Source organism: Nitrospina gracilis 3/211, from assembly GCF_000341545.2.
Lineage (GTDB): Bacteria > Nitrospinota > Nitrospinia > Nitrospinales > Nitrospinaceae > Nitrospina > Nitrospina gracilis.
Window position 1 is genome coordinate 72558 of sequence record NZ_HG422173.1, and the last position, 15576, is coordinate 88133.

Annotated in this window: 14 protein-coding genes and 1 pseudogene; 12 read left to right on the forward strand and 3 right to left on the reverse strand. The window is 58.2% G+C overall.

What is annotated here, in order from left to right; genetic code table 11:
- The first annotated feature begins 10 nt into the window (after positions 1-10).
- From guaB to lpdA, 7 genes and pseudogenes are all read left to right on the forward strand, one after another.
- Positions 11-1480: an IMP dehydrogenase gene (guaB, locus tag TX82_RS00340; RefSeq protein WP_005006984.1), complete on the forward strand. Its 1470-nt coding sequence runs from the start codon at positions 11-13 to the stop codon at positions 1478-1480.
- A 73-nt stretch (positions 1481-1553) separates the two neighbouring features.
- The gene (gene guaA / locus TX82_RS00345; RefSeq protein WP_005006985.1) at positions 1554-3113 is read left to right on the forward strand and encodes a glutamine-hydrolyzing GMP synthase; all 1560 of its coding nucleotides are present in this window, start codon (positions 1554-1556) and stop codon (positions 3111-3113) included.
- Positions 3114-3186: 73 nt separating this feature from the next.
- Positions 3187-3753 carry a formylglycine-generating enzyme family protein gene (locus TX82_RS00350; RefSeq protein WP_005006988.1) on the forward strand — a complete coding sequence of 189 codons (567 nt, stop codon included), beginning with the start codon at positions 3187-3189 and terminating at the stop codon, positions 3751-3753.
- Positions 3732-4469 (forward strand): molybdopterin-dependent oxidoreductase, encoded by a 738-nt coding sequence (locus tag TX82_RS00355; RefSeq protein WP_005006990.1) that lies wholly within the window; start codon positions 3732-3734, stop codon positions 4467-4469. The genes TX82_RS00350 and TX82_RS00355 overlap by 22 nt, the downstream gene beginning before the upstream one ends.
- Before the next feature lie 142 nt (positions 4470-4611).
- On the forward strand, positions 4612-5760 hold the full coding sequence (locus TX82_RS00360; protein WP_187291877.1) for an acyltransferase family protein: 1149 nt from the start codon (positions 4612-4614) through the stop codon (positions 5758-5760).
- Positions 5761-5875: 115 nt separating this feature from the next.
- Complete coding sequence (locus tag TX82_RS00365) at positions 5876-7987, forward strand: pentapeptide repeat-containing protein (RefSeq protein WP_005006994.1); 2112 nt, start codon at positions 5876-5878, stop codon at positions 7985-7987.
- A 126-nt stretch (positions 7988-8113) separates the two neighbouring features.
- Positions 8114-9544: pseudogene (gene lpdA / locus TX82_RS00370) on the forward strand (dihydrolipoyl dehydrogenase); the annotation flags it as partial.
- A gap of 30 nt (positions 9545-9574) precedes the next feature.
- On the opposite strand, the gene TX82_RS00375 reads toward lpdA, so the two are convergent.
- Together TX82_RS00375 and TX82_RS00380 are read right to left on the reverse strand one after the other, a co-directional pair.
- Positions 9575-9898, reverse strand: a complete 324-nt coding sequence (locus tag TX82_RS00375) for a Rieske (2Fe-2S) protein (RefSeq protein ID WP_005006998.1) — start codon at positions 9896-9898, stop codon at positions 9575-9577.
- Between the two features lie 8 nt (positions 9899-9906).
- Positions 9907-10179 carry a hypothetical protein gene (locus tag TX82_RS00380; RefSeq protein WP_005007000.1) on the reverse strand — a complete coding sequence of 91 codons (273 nt, stop codon included), beginning with the start codon at positions 10177-10179 and terminating at the stop codon, positions 9907-9909.
- 201 nt (positions 10180-10380) lie between these two features.
- Between TX82_RS00380 and TX82_RS00385 the strand changes: the two genes are divergently transcribed.
- From TX82_RS00385 to TX82_RS00405, 5 genes are all read left to right on the forward strand, one after another.
- Positions 10381-10905: a tetratricopeptide repeat protein gene (locus TX82_RS00385; protein ID WP_005007002.1), complete on the forward strand. Its 525-nt coding sequence runs from the start codon at positions 10381-10383 to the stop codon at positions 10903-10905.
- Positions 10906-10944: 39 nt separating this feature from the next.
- Entirely contained in the window at positions 10945-12318 is a 1374-nt protein-coding gene (locus TX82_RS00390; protein WP_005007007.1) for a dihydrolipoyl dehydrogenase family protein, read from the forward strand.
- 136 nt (positions 12319-12454) lie between these two features.
- Positions 12455-13015, forward strand: a complete 561-nt coding sequence (locus tag TX82_RS00395) for a hypothetical protein (RefSeq protein ID WP_005007009.1) — start codon at positions 12455-12457, stop codon at positions 13013-13015.
- A 33-nt stretch (positions 13016-13048) separates the two neighbouring features.
- Positions 13049-13243, forward strand: a complete 195-nt coding sequence (locus tag TX82_RS00400; RefSeq protein ID WP_005007012.1) for a hypothetical protein — start codon at positions 13049-13051, stop codon at positions 13241-13243.
- Positions 13244-13319: 76 nt separating this feature from the next.
- Complete coding sequence (locus TX82_RS00405; RefSeq protein WP_005007016.1) at positions 13320-14234, forward strand: hypothetical protein; 915 nt, start codon at positions 13320-13322, stop codon at positions 14232-14234.
- Here the strand turns inward: TX82_RS00405 and gcvPA are convergent.
- Positions 14231-15574 (reverse strand): aminomethyl-transferring glycine dehydrogenase subunit GcvPA, encoded by a 1344-nt coding sequence (gene gcvPA / locus TX82_RS00410; RefSeq protein ID WP_005007017.1) that lies wholly within the window; start codon positions 15572-15574, stop codon positions 14231-14233. The genes TX82_RS00405 and gcvPA overlap by 4 nt on opposite strands.
- Positions 15575-15576: the final 2 nt, after the last annotated feature.

Genomic DNA, 15576 nt, shown 5'->3' on the forward strand with positions numbered 1-15576 from the left:
CCCCGATTTCATGGCCAGAAAACAGAAAGACATCGAAACCTATCTCACTTTTGACGACGTCCTGCTCCTGCCCGCTTACTCGAAGGTGATGCCTTCCGAGGTGAGCCTGAAGACGCAGTTGACGCAGACCATCACCCTCAACTGCCCGCTGGTGAGCGCGCCGATGGACACGGTGACGGAGGCCGACCTCGCCATTGCACTGGCGCAGGAGGGCGGCATCGGCATCATCCACCGCAATCTGCCGCCGGAGTTGCAACGCAAGATGGTGGACAAGGTCAAGCGTTCGGTCAGCTACATCATCCCGGACCCCATCACCATGGAGCCGGAGCAGAAACTGCACGAGGCGCTGGAGGTGATGGACAAGTTCCGCATCACCGGCATCCCCATCGTCAAAAACAAAAAGCTGGTCGGCATGCTGACCAACCGCGACATCCGCTTCGAAACCAAGACGGACAAGGCCATCTCGCAGTTGATGACGAAGGACAACCTCGTCACCATCCAGGAAAAGACGCCGCTCGACAAATCGAAAAAACTCCTGCACGACAACCGCATCGAGAAACTGCCGGTGGTGGACAAGAAAGGCAACCTCAAGGGCCTGCTCACGCTGAAAGACATCCTGAAAGTCACCGAGTTCCCCAACGCGGCAAAAGACAAGAAAGGCCGCCTGCTGGTCGGCGCGGCCTTGGGCGCCTCCACCGATTACATGGACCACATCGCCGACATGGTGAAGGTGGGGTTGGATGTCCTCACTATCGACAGCGCGCACGGCCATTCGGAAAAAGTGCTCCGCACCATCCGCGAGATCAAGAAGTCGTTCCCGAATTTGCAGGTCATCGGCGGCAACGTGGCGACGGTGGAAGGCACCGAGGCGCTCATCAAGGCCGGGGTGGATGCGGTGAAGGTCGGCATCGGGCCGGGTTCCATCTGCACCACGCGCGTGGTCACCGGCGTCGGCGTGCCGCAGATCACCGCCGTTCGCAAATGCTCGGCAGTCGCGGCGAAGAAGAACATCCCCATCATCTCCGACGGCGGCATCCGCCACTCCGGCGACATCACCAAGGCCATCGCCGCGGGCGCGCATTCGGTGATGATCGGTTCGCTGTTCGCGGGCACGGAGGAAAGCCCCGGCGAAAAAATTCTGTACCAGGGGCGCAGTTACAAGGAATACCGCGGCATGGGATCGATCGGCGCCATGCAGAAGGGATCGAGCGACCGCTACTTCCAGGAACTCGGCCTCAACGAAAGCAAGCTGGTGCCGGAGGGCGTGGAGGCGCGCATTCCGTACCGCGGCCTGCTGGCGTTCAGCGTGCACCAGCTGATGGGCGGCCTGCGCGCGGGCATGGGCTATTGCGGATGCAAAACCATCGACGCGCTCCGCAACGATTCGCAGTTCATCAAGATCACCATGGCGGGCCTGAAGGAAAGCCACGTGCACGACGTCATCGTCACCAAGGAATCGCCCAACTACCATATCGAGTGAACACCCCGGGGCTGCGGCGCAAGCATTGGGCGACGGCGCTCCGCTTTCATCAATCCATCATCGAACACACGCAATGACCATCGGCGAAGACATTCACGCACAACGCATCCTGATCCTCGATTTCGGATCGCAATACACGCAGAACATCGCACGCAAGGTGCGCGAGTGCCAGGTGTACTGCGAAATCCACCCGTGCACCATCGGTATCCAGAAAATCCGCGAGTTCAAGCCGAAGGGCATCATCCTCTCCGGTGGACCCGGAAGCGTGCTGGCGGAAGACGCACCCCTGCTCGACCCTGTGCTGTTCGATTTCAAAATTCCGGTGCTCGGCATCTGCTACGGCATGCAGTTGATCACCTACTTGAACGACGGCGAGGTGAACCCGGCGAAGGAACGCGAGTTCGGCCGCGCCGAGCTGGTGCTCAAAACCTTTTCGCACCTGTTCAACGGCGTCAAGAACAACTCGATCGCGTGGATGAGCCACGGCGACCGCATCACGCGCCTGCCCAACGGATTCAAAATCACTGCGTTCACCAGCAATTCACCCGTGGCGGCGATGGAAGACCCCGTCCGGAAAATCTACGGACTCCAGTTCCACCCGGAAGTCGTGCACACGCAGGAAGGCGGCAAGATTTTCGAAAACTTCCTGTACAAGATCTGCGGCTGCGATCCCGTCTGGAAAGTCGATTCGTTCGCCGAGTACGCCATCCAGAAAATTCATGACCAGGTGCAGAACGGCAAGGTGCTGTGCGCGCTGAGTGGCGGCGTGGACTCGTCCGTTGTCGCGGCGTTGCTGCATAAGGCCTTGGGCGACCGGCTGATCTGCATCTTCATCGACAACGGCCTGTTGCGCATGAACGAACGCGCGCGCGTGGTCGATACCTTCCGCGAACATTTCAAAATGAACCTGTACGTGGTGGACGCGTCGAAAACCTTTCTCGACCGGCTGAAGGGCGTCACCGACCCCGAACAGAAACGCAAGATCATCGGCAACACCTTCATCGAAGTGTTCGAAGAGGAAGCGCAGAAGGCGGGCGACTTCACCTTCCTCGCGCAGGGCACGCTGTACCCGGACGTCATCGAGTCGGTGTCGTTCAAGGGCGGCCCGTCGGCGGTGATCAAATCGCACCACAACGTGGGCGGCCTGCCGGAGAACATGAAGATGGAACTGGTCGAGCCGCTGCGCGAACTGTTCAAGGACGAAGTGCGCAAACTCGGACGCGAGCTGGGTCTGCCCGACGAGATCATCAACCGCCAGCCGTTCCCCGGACCGGGTCTCGCCATCCGTATTATCGACGAGATCACGCGCGACCGCATCCGCATGGTGCAGGAGGCGGACAAAATCATCCTGGAAGAGATCAAGGGCGCCGGGCTGTACAACGAAATCTGGCAGTCGTTCGGCGTGCTGTTGCCGGTGAAGACGGTGGGCGTGATGGGCGACTCACGTACTTATGAAAACGTCGTGGCCCTGCGCGCCGTGACCAGCACCGACGGCATGACCGCCGACTGGGTGCACCTGCCTTACGACCTGCTCGGTAAAATCTCCAACCGCATCATCAACGAAGTCCAGGGCGTCAACCGCGTCGTCTATGATATCAGCTCCAAACCCCCCGGCACGATTGAGTGGGAATAAAAACCACTTTTTCGTCCTCCCCTGCTTTCTATTCCTTTTACTTGTACTTTCTCCTCCTGCGATTGCAGGCACCATGATCGAAATCCCTGGAGGGGAGGTTGTGGTGGGTGACGAGGGGAAGGAGCGCACGGTTCACGTTGATGCGTTTTTCATCGATGAGCATGAGGTGACGAATGCGGAGTATGGGGAGGTGGTGGCGACGCACGAATACCGCGAGGGGGCGGCGGGGCACCCGGTGACGCACGTCACCTTCCACGAGGCGCAGGCGTACTGCGAAAAACGTAAGGCGCGTCTGCCGACGGGCGACGAATGGGAGAAGGCGGCGCGCGGCACCGACGGCAGACTCTACCCGTGGGGCAACACCTTGGCCCGGCGCAAGCCGCACCCGTTTTACTCCGGCGTGGTCAAAAAAACCGCGGGCAGTAACCGCAAGGACGTCTCGCCCTACGGCGTGCGCGACATGGCGGGGTCGGTGTGGGAGTGGACCGACGCGGGCGACGGCGATCAACGCGAAACGCGCGGCGGGTTGTGGAACCTGCACCTCGATTTCGAATACAGCAAAACCTTGGACCGCAACCGCCTGCCGGCGGATTCGCGGTTTCTATTTTTAGGATTCCGATGCGCGCGCTCGGCAAATTGACACGCAGACGTTTTTTCCGGATCACCGGCGGGCTCGCCGCCCTGGCAACGGCGGCGCTGCGTCCAACCAAAACCCTCGCCAACGAACCCAACTATTTCGAGGGGACCGACTTCGTCGGCAAGACGCGCGCTGGACGCTACCGCGATTTCTACATCAACTACTGGCAGCCGATGCGCCGCATCGACCCGGCCCAGTGGTCGCTCACCATCAACGGCCTGACGGAACGACCGGCCACCCTCACCTTTGACGACCTGAAACATTTTCCGATGCAGTCCATGAACTCGCGCCTCAAGTGCGTCGAGTGCTGGTCTGCGCGCGCGACGTGGACGGGCTTCCCGTTTTCCGAGATCGAAAAACTCGCGCCGCCCAAACTGGAGACAGTCGGCGTGCTGTTCCACTGCGCCGACGAATATAAAGAATACCTTTCGCTCGACGCCCTGCGCCACGCACGCACGCTTATGGTGACGCACATGAACAACGCGCCGCTCACCGACGAGCACGGCTTTCCTCTGCGCGTCATCTGCCCGTTCAAGTACGGCTACAAAAATCCCAAGGCCATCCTGCGAATGGAGTACGTGGATCGCGTGACCTACGGCACGTGGAGCAAGATCGGGCCGTACTCCCCGGACGGCACCATCCTGCCGGGCACGGATCACCCGCTCGAGTTCGGCAAACAGCCCAGACGCATCCCCGGCGGCGAGATTTTCGATTACTGATTTTTGCGGCCGAACAGCAGGCACGTTCCCTGCACCTCCTTAAAAGCATGACAAGCGGCAACCCGGCGCTTACACTGAAAAGGCCGTTAAATAACAAAAGGATCGCCGACGCGTGCCCACCACATCCGAGACCCCAGTCCCCGTGACTCCATCCCCGGCGTCCCCGCCTGCCGCAGCGGCACCCGCTGTCGCCCGTTTCTGGGCGCTGGATGTATTGCGCGGTCTCGCCGCCCTGGGCGTGGTGGTGTGGCATTATCGTCATTTCACGCCGTTCGCGCCGTCGCTCGAAACCGAACGCCCCTTCAACGCCCCTCTCCTGTTCTTTTACAACTCCGGCTTCGTGATGGTCGACCTGTTCTTCTGCCTTTCCGGCTTCATCTTTTTCTGGAAATACGCGGAGAGCATCCAAAGGCGCGAGATCGATTTTAAAAAGTTCCTCTACCTGCGCTGGACGCGGTTGTATCCCCTGCACCTCACCACGCTGCTGTTCGTCGCCATCGCGCAATTCCTTATCCACTCCAACCACAACGCCGCCTTTGTGTATCAGTTCAACGACGTGCGGCATTTCGTTTTGAACCTGTTCATGGTGTCGCAGTGGGGATTGGAAGAAGGACTGTCGTTCAACGGCCCGGCGTGGTCGATTTCCGTCGAGATGTTTCTCTATATCGCATTCTTCGGCGTGGTGTTCGCCTTCGGACGGCGCAACGCATTGGCGGCGGTTCTGCTGGCGGCGCTCGGCTGGTTCCTGTACGCCAACTATTACGACTGGATTATATTGAAAGCGACGATCGGCGAGGGGCTGGTGTCGTTTTTCATGGGAGGGTTCGCGTACAAAGTTTACAACGCCGTAACGCGGGACAACGGACCACGCGTCCCAGCCGCGCTGGCTCTATCGGCGACCGGCATGCTGGCATTCTGGGGAATCGTGTATTTTCTCACCTACCATCCCGGACCGTGGGCGGCCGCCCTCGGCAACTGGTTTTTCTGGACGGTGGTCCTGGGATTTCCGGTGACCGTGCTGTTCCTGGGACTGGTGGACTACTCGAAGCGTGCCGAGGCCGTGTTTCGCAAACTTGCGTTTCTGGGCGACATCTCGTACGCCGTGTACCTGTTGCATTTTCCGGTTCAGCTTCTGTTCTTCTTCGCCGGGCAAAAGGGAGCGATCGATTTCACCTCCCCCGCCATTTTCCTGCTGTACGTCGGTGGCACCGTGGGCATCGCCTGGCTCGTGTACCACGGATTCGAGGTCCCCGCCCGCCGGTTCCTGCGCAAACGGTTTTCCAAACCATAATTGCATCCAACCATCTGCCCCAGAAACGCTCTCGCAAAGACCCAACTATTTCCCATTCCCGGCCGGATTCTGCTAGAATTCGATATCGGTAAGCCAAACAAGAGAGGCTTTGGACATGTCCTCCCCGAAGATGCCGCAAAACGATCCTGAAAGCCATTTGGACCCTGTTCCGGCTGAAGTTCCGAAAGGACTGGAGGGCACGTACGAGGCCATCAAGGCGCGGCACGACGAAATCTCGCGCAACATCCGTTCCGTGGCGCTGGCGCTCATGTCCTACGCACTGTTCTGTTTCCTCACGCTCGGCCAGTCGGACAACATCGTGTTCAAGGAAACCGGCCAGATCCAGATTCCGTTCTCCGGCGGCATCGTCGTCAATTTCAGCACGTTTTTCATTGTGGGCCCGATCATCCTGATCGTGCTCACCTTCTATCTGCACATCTTCATTCACGAACTCCAACGCTGCGAGCTGGAAGCTTCGCGCAAATTACCGTTCGTGTTCAACCTCGACAACTGGTTCGCCAAGGCCATCACGTTTTTCGTATTTTATTTTCTGACTCCGCTGGTTTTCCTTTCCTTCATCTGGTCGATCCGCGCATCGGAGCGCGTGACCCTGTGGTCGCTGGTGGCGCTGGGGGTGTGCCTGGCCCTGGTGTGGCTGTTTCATTGCGCCACGCAGGTGCAAGGGGGATCGCTCCGCCGTCAACCCTTTCCGCTGATGGTCCTGGTTGCGGTGTTCATTGTTTCAGCGGTGCCGGGCAACCTCACGTTTTTCGGCCCCATCAAGCTGGTTAAAAGCGACCTTAAAAACACCGATTTCCGGAATTTCATGCTGAACCGGATGAATGCCGATTTTGCGAACCTGGAACATTCCGATTTCACCCGCAACCAGAACGTGAAAGACGCCCTGTTCAACAACGCCTTTCTGACCAACACCCGGTTTTCCGGAGCCAACCTGTCCAAGTCCAGTTTTCGCAAAAGCGACCTCACCGGAACCCGTTTTCGGGGAGCCAACCTGAACGGTTCCATGTTCCAGGAAGCCAAATTGACGGGAAGCGATTTCTCTCCGTTCATCGCACCGGCGGAATTCGACCAGGGGGGATTTTCCCTGTTGAACCTGTTTCGCCAGGACTCCCGCAAATCGAAAGCCCGGGGAGAGGTGGCATCCGGCCTTCAATATGGCGCCACCACACCCTCCTCTTCTTCCTCAGGTGCTGAAAATGAAACGGGCACACCCAAACCACCGGACAGCACCAGCAACCAGCCGGAAAAGCTGGCATCCAAATCAGGTGTTTCTCATCGCGCCCTGTTGAAGAATGCAGATTTTACAAAGGCACAGCTGGACCAGGTTGATTTCAGCTCCGCAGACCTTGAAGGAACGCGGTTCAATATTTCAAAAATCAACAACTCCATTTTTTCCAACGCTTCTCTGCTTCGTGCCGATTTTTCCGAATCCATGATCAGCAACTCGATCTTCCAGAAAGCACAGATGGATTCGACCCAGTTTGTGCGGGCGGAAATCAAGAACAGCCGTTTCAACGACGCGCATCTCACCCAGGCCCTGTTTCAAAACGCCTATATCACCGACGTCCAATTCAGGGGGGCCGACCTCAGCCACTCCAGTTTTTCAGAAACCGATTTCGACAACGTGGATTTCAGCGGCGCCATTCTGGAAGGCACGGATCTTTCCGGAAACAATTTTTACGGTGTCACATTCGAAAGCACCAGCATGGCCTATGTTCTCCTCAATCTGGCGGACCTGACGGAGGTCACCGCGCTGGATACCGATTTCAGCGGAGCGGATCTTTCCGGAACGCTGTTTTACCGGGCCAACCTGACCGGCTCCCGTTTTCAGAATTCGGACCTCGATTCGGTCGACTTCACCGGAGCCAACCTCAAGTTCGCCGACTTCCGTAACGCCCGTAACCTGCGCGACCCCCGAGGCCATCTGCAGCCAACGATCACCAAAGCGGAGAACTGGAAGAAGGCCCTGTGGGATGATGACATCCGAAAGGAACTCGGCATCGATGACAGGACGCTGAACCGGTCGATCATGCTCTATGTCGATCATCATTTCGGAAACGAATCGCAGGAAGAAAGAAGCCGGGTCACCCGAAACATCCAGGAGTTTTACAGACTCGTCCAGGCACCGGTTCAACAAAAAGTCCTCACCATCAAGGCATTGGGGCGCAATCCGGACGCCACCAGCCGGAACCGCTCTCTTCCCTAAACCACCCACCATTGATTACGGTTACTCCCTGTTCCTTTGTAAGGGATTCGGCCCTTCTTCCGACATGGCCTGCGATTCACTGAAAAGTATGCTTTAATGAAACGGGGGACATGCATGGCGAAAAAAGATTTCAACCTCATTGTGATTGGCGGCGGCTCCGCGGGCCTGGTTTCGGCGTATATCGGGTCGGTGCTCAAAGCCAAAGTGGCGCTCATCGAAAAGCACAAGATGGGTGGCGACTGCCTGAATACCGGTTGTGTGCCTAGCAAGGCGCTCATTCGAAGCGGCAAGATCCTTTCCTATATCCAGCGTCATGAAAAATTCGGTTTGAAGTCCGCCACCGCGGATTTTAATTTCGCCGACATCATGGAGCGCGTGCAGGCGATCATCAGCAAAGTCGAGCCGCACGACAGCATCGAGCGCTACACGCGACTGGGAGTCGACTGCTTCACCGGCGAGGCCCGGATTCGGTCCCCCCACGAAGTGGAAGTGAACGGCCAAGTCCTCACCACGAAGAACATCATCATCGCCACCGGTGCACGGCCTGCGGTGCCGCCCATCCCCGGCCTCGACCAGGTGGAGGCGCTCACCTCCGACACCCTGTGGAATCTGCGCGAGTTGCCGAAACGCCTGCTGGTGGCGGGCGGCGGGCCCATCGGTTCCGAACTGGCGCAGGCCTTGGCCCGTGTCGGCAGCAAGGTGACGCAGGTGGAAATGTTGCCGGACATCCTGAGCCGTGAAGACGAGGAAGTCAGCCGAACCGTGCGGGAAAAATTTCTGGCGGAGGGCATCGATGTGCGCACCAACACCCGCTGCAAGGAAGTGGTCAAGGAGGGCGGGCGCACCTTCATGCGCCTCGAAACGCAGAACGGTACGGAAGACATCGAATTCGACCGGGTGCTGGTGGCGGTCGGCCGGGCGGCGAATGCGAAGGGGTTCGGGCTGGAAGAGATCGGTGTGAAACTCGGTCCGCGCGGCACGGTGGAAGTGGACGATTACCTGCGCACCACGATGCACAAGAACATCTATGCCTGCGGCGACGTGGCGGGGCCGTACCAGTTCACCCACACCGCCGCGCACCAGGCGTGGTACTGCGCCGTCAACGCACTGTTCAGTCCGTTCAAAAAATTCAGGGTCGATTACCGCGTCATCCCGTGGTGCACGTTCACCGATCCGGAAGTGGCGCGGGTCGGCCTGAACGAGAGAGAAGCGAAGGAGAAAAACATTCCGTATGAAGTGACGACCTACGGAATCGACGATCTCGACCGCGCCATCGCCGACAGCGAGGACCACGGTTTCGTGAAGGTGCTGACCGTGCCCGGAAAAGACAAAATTCTAGGCGTGACCATCGTCGGCTACCACGCGGGGGACCTCATCGCCGAATATGTTCTCGCCATGAAGCACGGTCTCGGCCTCAACAAAATCCTCGGCACCATACACATCTACCCCACCATGGCAGAGGCCAACAAGTTCGCTGCCGGCGTCTGGAAACAGGCGCACGCCCCTCAGGGTCTTCTCAAGTGGGTGCAGAAATTTCACGCATGGCGGCGCGGGTAACCCGCCCTTGCCGCCTCAACGATTTCGGTTTCAGATTTCGATGTAGAGTCCATCGTCCCGTAACTGCACGCGGTAGGTGGGTTGGGACTGCGTGCGGTCGAACTTGCACAACCCGGTCTTGATGTGCCAGGGGTGACCTTCCCTCGCGCAGGCGGCGTACATGCCTTTCAGGGTGCCGCGTCCCAGGCTCGATCCGCACATTTTACAGGCATCGGTGATGACGAAAAAGCGACCCCCACTCTGGTAAAGCGCAAGGGTGTAGGGGTATTCCGTGAATGGATGGTTGAACTGGATGATGCGGCCTTCGTTTTCGGGGGGAGCGTCGTCCAGCCCGGAGATTTTGACGTCGGACATGGATTCGGTTATTCCTTGGGAAGATAGGGACCGAAATGGTCGCGGAAGTATTTCTCCAGGTCCCAGCGGAACCGGCCTTTGAGGTGCGGCAGTTTCTCGGCCACCTCGTGGTCGAATTTCACATATTCTTCAGAAAGGGTTTGGACCTCTTCATCGCGCTTTACGTTGGGGTCCAGGTAGGAGTCGCCCAATGCGGAGGAGGCGACGATCAGGTCCTGTCCTTTGCGGATCCAGCGACCGAGCAACAGGCGTTCTTCTTCGGAACCGGGTTCAATACTCATGCTTCTCCTAACTTCCTCTATTCTTACGGTTTATCGGATAAAATCAGGGCGTAACGATTTGAAAAGAGACGACCGGAAACCCCGTGGGGGAATTGCGGGTACGGGTGTTGAAAATTGGTTGGGTAATAAGTTAGCATAGGGTCCTCAGAATATCAACGACTTGCAATCCTGCAATCCCGATCCACTAATAAGGGAATTCGAATGACGACGGAAAGTGAAACTCCGCGGTCTGCGGAGCAATGGTTTCAAATCGGCCTCGAACGCGGCCGCGCCGGGGACAACGACGGCGCGATCGAAGCCTATGACAAATGCACGGATCAGGACCCGGCTCATTTCAAAGCCTGGTTCAACAAGGGCATCCGCTACGGCAAGATTCCGAAAAACGTGAAGGCGATGGAATGTTTTCAGAAAGCCGTGGAGCTGAAGCCTGAAGACGTGATGGCGCATTACAGCCTGGGCCTCATCCTCAACCTGCTCGGCATGATCGACGAGTCGGTCAAGCATTACGAAGAGGCACTCAAGATCAATCCCAACTTCGCGCGCGCCCACAGCAACCTGGCGACCGTGCATTACTCGGTCAAACGCGGACGCGAGGCCATCCACCACCTGCGCATCGCCAAGGACCTGTTCAAGGAACAGGGCGACACGGTGATGACGGAAACGGCGGAAGACCTTTTGCGTGAGTGCTACCACGAGTTCAAAATGTCGCCGGAAGACTTCGAGTGACGCTCCTTTCCGACCCTTCCACACCGATTCGCATCCATCATGGATTATGACATCATCGTGATCGGCGGCGGTTCCGCGGGATATGCCGCGGCCAGCGCCGCCGAACACGCCGGTGCCAAAGTCGCCATATTCGATCCGGGGCCGCTGGGCGGACTCTGCATCCTGCGCGGGTGCATGCCGACCAAAACCATCCTGCGCTCGTCGGACGTGATGGGGCTGATGCAGAGGGCCGGGGAGTTCGGCCTCGCCACCGACAACCCGCGCGCCGACCTCGCCGCCATCATCGACCGTAAAACGAAACTCATCGACGACTTCACCCGTTACCGCGTCGAGCAGTTGAAAAGTCCACGGTTCACATTGATCGAACAACCCGTGCGTTTTGTCTCCTCCACAGCCGTCGAAGCCGGCGGCAAACGCTACAGCGCACACGCCTTCATCATCGCCACCGGCTCCGTGATCGCCGACATCCCCGTGCCGGGTCTCGCCGAGGCCGGGTTCATGACCAGCGACGACGTCTTGGAATTGCGCGAGCAACCGGACTCCATGATGGTATTGGGAGCGGGTTTCGTCGGCGTGGAGTTGGCGCAGTTTTTCCAGCGTATCGGCACGCAGGTGACCGTGGTGCAGAGAAGCGGTCATATCCTGTCGGCGCAGGACGAAGACATGGCCCGCCCGGTGGAAGCGCGTTTCCGCGAGGAAGGCATGGCCGTGTACACCGGCACGCGCGACCTGAAAATCAGCGTCCAGGATGGAAAACGCTGTGCCCACTTTCTGCACGAGGGAAAAGAAACCACCGTGTCCGCGTCCACCATCTTGAATGCACTCGGAAGAACGCCGAATGTTGCGGGACTGAATCTGGAAGCGGCGGGGGTGAAAATGGGCGACTGGGGCATCGCGGTGGACGCCACCATGCGCACCAGCAAACGCAACATCTTCGCCGTGGGCGACGTCAACGGCCTGCACGAGGTGGTGCACATCGCCATCCAGCAGGGCGAGATCGCCGCGCACAACGCGCTGAATCCCGACGGGGCGCAACAGCGGTTTGAGGAACGGATGAAAACCAGCGTGGTGTTCACCGACCCGGCGGTGGCCAGCGTCGGTTACTCCGAGAAAGAATGCCTGCACAACAACTGGCCGTACCTCGCCGCGTCGTACCCCTTCGACGACCACGGCAAGTCGCTGTGCCTCGGCGAGACGCACGGCCTGGTGAAACTGCTGTGCCATCCGGAAACCGGCACCCTCATCGGCGGGCACATCACCGGTCCGGAAGCAGGCGAGTTGATCCACCACCTCACCGCCGTCATGTACTACCACGGCACCGTGCACGATATGCTCAAGATGCCCTACTACCACCCCACCCTGTCCGAAATCCTCACCTACCCCGCCGAAGAGTTGGCTGAAAAAATCGGGTGACCACACGGGCACATTCATTTTTAGTTGATTTTTTCGTCTTTCCGAACCATTCTTAACCCATCTTTACCATTCACCCGCCTTGTTCCGGAACTTCCCCGCCCGGGAACCGTTTCGGAAAAAAATTTAGGAGTCAGTCATGAAACGCCGAACGATCGTCCTGTTCCTTCTGGTTTCCACCGTGGGGTGTGCGCATTTCGTGGACCCGGCTCGCGACCACGAACTGGAAACCAACAAACAATACTGGCTGGATTACGATGCCAGCCGCCGCGGCACGTTCTTTTTCAAGGACAATGCAGGCAATTACAAAACCTGCGCCGAACCCTCGCCGGACGTGGCGTACAAGCTGGCCGAAAAACTGGAAGCCATGGGCACCTACGCCGGGGTGGAAGGCAAGGGCAAAGCGGATTTCAACCAGGATGTTGTCAACCTGGCTGAACGCACGCAGATGATCATGTTCCTGAGAGAGGCCCTGTTCCGCCTGTGCGAACTGAGCATGAACTCCAACCTGAAACCGGACGACCACGTGAAACTGTACAAGGATGTCCTGAAAGCCGCTCTGAATCTGGCCGAGTCCGAAGCCAGCAAAAGTCAGGCGCGTTTGAAGGAGGCGGAGACCAAACGGTTGGAAACCCTGCAAAAAATCAAAAAGAGCACCGGTTCCCTGCTTGAAGGCATGGAAAACCCCACCAGTCCCTGACCGGCGGCTTATGAAAAACGAAAGGAGGTCGCGATGAGTGCATTCTTGGATGTATTGAAGAAACTCAAGGAACAGGATCAGGAATTCGTCACCGTGCTGGGGGGCCGGGAAGTTCCGGTCAAAATCAAAACCATTCAGGACGACTGGATCGTTTTGGTCGATGATACAAACAACCAACGGTACGACCTGCACACCACCAGCGTGATCATCGTCAGCACGGTTCAATAACCCATCCAACGCGCCCCGGGCGGGCGGCAAGACGGTTCACCCCATCCGGGACGCACATTCTCGGGGAGGGATCGTTATGGACAAGAAAATAGCGGTGTTCATCGTTCATGGAATCGGTTCTCAGAAAAAAGGATTCAGCGAGGCCATAGAGAAGAACCTGCGTTCCAATTTCAGAAATGCGCTCCGGCACATGGGGGAGGATCACCGCACCGGAATCGAAGACGCACTGCTCTTTAAGGAAGGATTGTGGGCGGACATTGTTCAAGAGGGCGAGGATGAACTGCAGAAACGGTTGTTCCGCGACCCGGACACGGACGTCGACTGGCTTTGCTGTCGCCGGTTTTCTATCGACAACTTCGGGGATGCCATTTCTTACTGCAAGGGACCCAACGAAGGCCCTTACTCCCAGTACCGCAAAATCCATGAACGAATCGGCCAGCTCATTAAAGAGATTTCCGATCAAACCCATCCCAGCGAGAACACCCTGCTCACCGTTGTCTCGCACAGCCTGGGAACGGTCATTCTTTCCGACTACTTTTACGATACCCGCAATACATTGAAACCCGACCGGCAGTTGGTCTTCACCAATTTTTTCACTCTGGGCAGTCCCATCTCCATTTACGCCAACCGGTTTTACAATTGCGAAAGCGACTCCGATCCCTTCGCGGGATTCCTACCGCAAAAAGTGGAAGACGAACAGGGTGTCTGGGTGAATATTTTTGATGAAGACGACATCGTCGGTTATCCCATCCGTCCGATCAACGCCCATTGCAGAGAAGCCGTCACGGCGGATATCAACATCGATGTAGGCTCATTTCTCTTGGGGTGGACTCCTTTTTGCCACCGGGGATACTGGAAAAATAAAAAGATCGGCAAGGTCATAGCTGAAAAACTGGCGATCGACTGGTTGCGCGTGCACGGGGAGGCTGCGGAAACGACAATGAAGCGAATCGGCGATTACAAAAAACGGTACAAAATGCCGGAGAGTTAAACGCGGACCAGTTGGTCGGCCAGACGGTCGATGTGGTCCTGCGGGGTGAGTTCGGTGGCGCAGATCAGAAGGCAGTTGGCGAGGTTTTCATAATGCTGACCGAGCGGCAGGCCGGCGACGATCTTCTCCTGCAACAGTTGATCGCGCACTTGCTCTGCGGGCTTCGGGCATTCCAGTACGAATTCGTTGTACGTTTCACCTGAAAAACGAATCTTGAAACCCTTCAGCTTCGACAGTTTGTTCTTCATGTAATCGGCGTGGAGCAGGTTGCGTTTCGCCACCTCGTGCATGCCGTCCTTGCCCATCGCCGCCATGTACACCGTCGTCGCCAGCGCGCACAGGCCCTGGTTGGTGCAGATGTTGGACGTCGCCTTTTCGCGGCGGATGTGCTGTTCGCGCGTGGCCAGGGTCAACGCATACGCACGATGGCCTTCGCGGTCCATCGTTTCGCCGACAATGCGGCCCGGCAGTTGGCGGAAAAATCCTTCCTTCGTCGCAAAGAAGCCGACGTACGGCCCGCCGTACGACACCGGCAAACCCAGCGCCTGGCCTTCGCCGACGCAGATGTCCGCGCCGCGCTCGCCGGGCGGTTTCAATATTCCCAAAGACGTCGCCTCCGCCACTGCCACCACCAGGCGGGTGTTCTTCTCTTTCAGGAATTCGCTCAACTCCGCATACTGTTCAACCACGCCAAAAAAGTTCGGGCTCTGTATCACAACGCAACTGGTGTTGTCGGTGAGGTTCTTCTTGATGAATTCGAGATCGAAGCGCCCGTCGTCGCCGAACGGGATTTCCTTGTAAGTGATGCCGAGTCCCTGCGTGTAGGTGCGGGCCACGTGCCGGTACTCCGGATGCACGCTCTTCGCCATCAACACTTCCGTCCCGCCGTTGATGCGGTACGCCATCAGCACCGCCTCTGCCAAGGCGGTCGAGCCGTCGTACATCGACGCGTTGGCGATCTCCATTCCCGTCAGCATGCAAATCATGCTCTGGAATTCGAAGATGGCCTGCAGGGTGCCCTGGCTGACTTCCGGCTGGTACGGCGTGTAACAGGTGGCAAACTCGCCGCGCAGGATCATGTGGTTCACGATCGACGGCGTGAAATGCCGGTACGCCCCCGCGCCGAGGAACACCGAGTACTCGTCCGGGTTCAGGTTGCGCGCTTCCAGCCGCCGCATGGCCTGCACCATATCCGCCTCGGAGAGTGCGGCGGGCAGATTCAGCGGCTCCACCAGCCGCAGGCTTTCGGGGATGGATTGGAACAGCTCGGCCACCTCACCAATGCCGATGGCGGCGAGCATTTCCTGGATGTCGGTTTCGGTGTGCGGGATATAACGCATTT

Excerpts from the sequence above, each read along its gene's own strand:
- guaB (WP_005006984.1), top strand. The coding sequence starts at position 11 with ATGGCCAGAAAACAGAAAGACATCGAAACCTATCTCACTTTTGACGAC.
- guaA (WP_005006985.1), top strand. The coding sequence starts at position 1,554 with ATGACCATCGGCGAAGACATTCACGCACAACGCATCCTGATCCTCGAT.
- TX82_RS00350 (WP_005006988.1), top strand. The coding sequence starts at position 3,187 with ATGATCGAAATCCCTGGAGGGGAGGTTGTGGTGGGTGACGAGGGGAAG.
- TX82_RS00355 (WP_005006990.1), top strand. The coding sequence starts at position 3,732 with ATGCGCGCGCTCGGCAAATTGACACGCAGACGTTTTTTCCGGATCACC.
- TX82_RS00365 (WP_005006994.1), top strand. The coding sequence starts at position 5,876 with ATGTCCTCCCCGAAGATGCCGCAAAACGATCCTGAAAGCCATTTGGAC.
- TX82_RS00375 (WP_005006998.1), bottom strand. The coding sequence starts at position 9,898 with ATGTCCGACGTCAAAATCTCCGGGCTGGACGACGCTCCCCCCGAAAAC.
- TX82_RS00380 (WP_005007000.1), bottom strand. The coding sequence starts at position 10,179 with ATGAGTATTGAACCCGGTTCCGAAGAAGAACGCCTGTTGCTCGGTCGC.
- TX82_RS00385 (WP_005007002.1), top strand. The coding sequence starts at position 10,381 with ATGACGACGGAAAGTGAAACTCCGCGGTCTGCGGAGCAATGGTTTCAA.
- TX82_RS00390 (WP_005007007.1), top strand. The coding sequence starts at position 10,945 with ATGGATTATGACATCATCGTGATCGGCGGCGGTTCCGCGGGATATGCC.
- TX82_RS00395 (WP_005007009.1), top strand. The coding sequence starts at position 12,455 with ATGAAACGCCGAACGATCGTCCTGTTCCTTCTGGTTTCCACCGTGGGG.
- TX82_RS00400 (WP_005007012.1), top strand. The coding sequence starts at position 13,049 with ATGAGTGCATTCTTGGATGTATTGAAGAAACTCAAGGAACAGGATCAG.
- TX82_RS00405 (WP_005007016.1), top strand. The coding sequence starts at position 13,320 with ATGGACAAGAAAATAGCGGTGTTCATCGTTCATGGAATCGGTTCTCAG.
- gcvPA (WP_005007017.1), bottom strand. The coding sequence starts at position 15,574 with ATGCGTTATATCCCGCACACCGAAACCGACATCCAGGAAATGCTCGCC.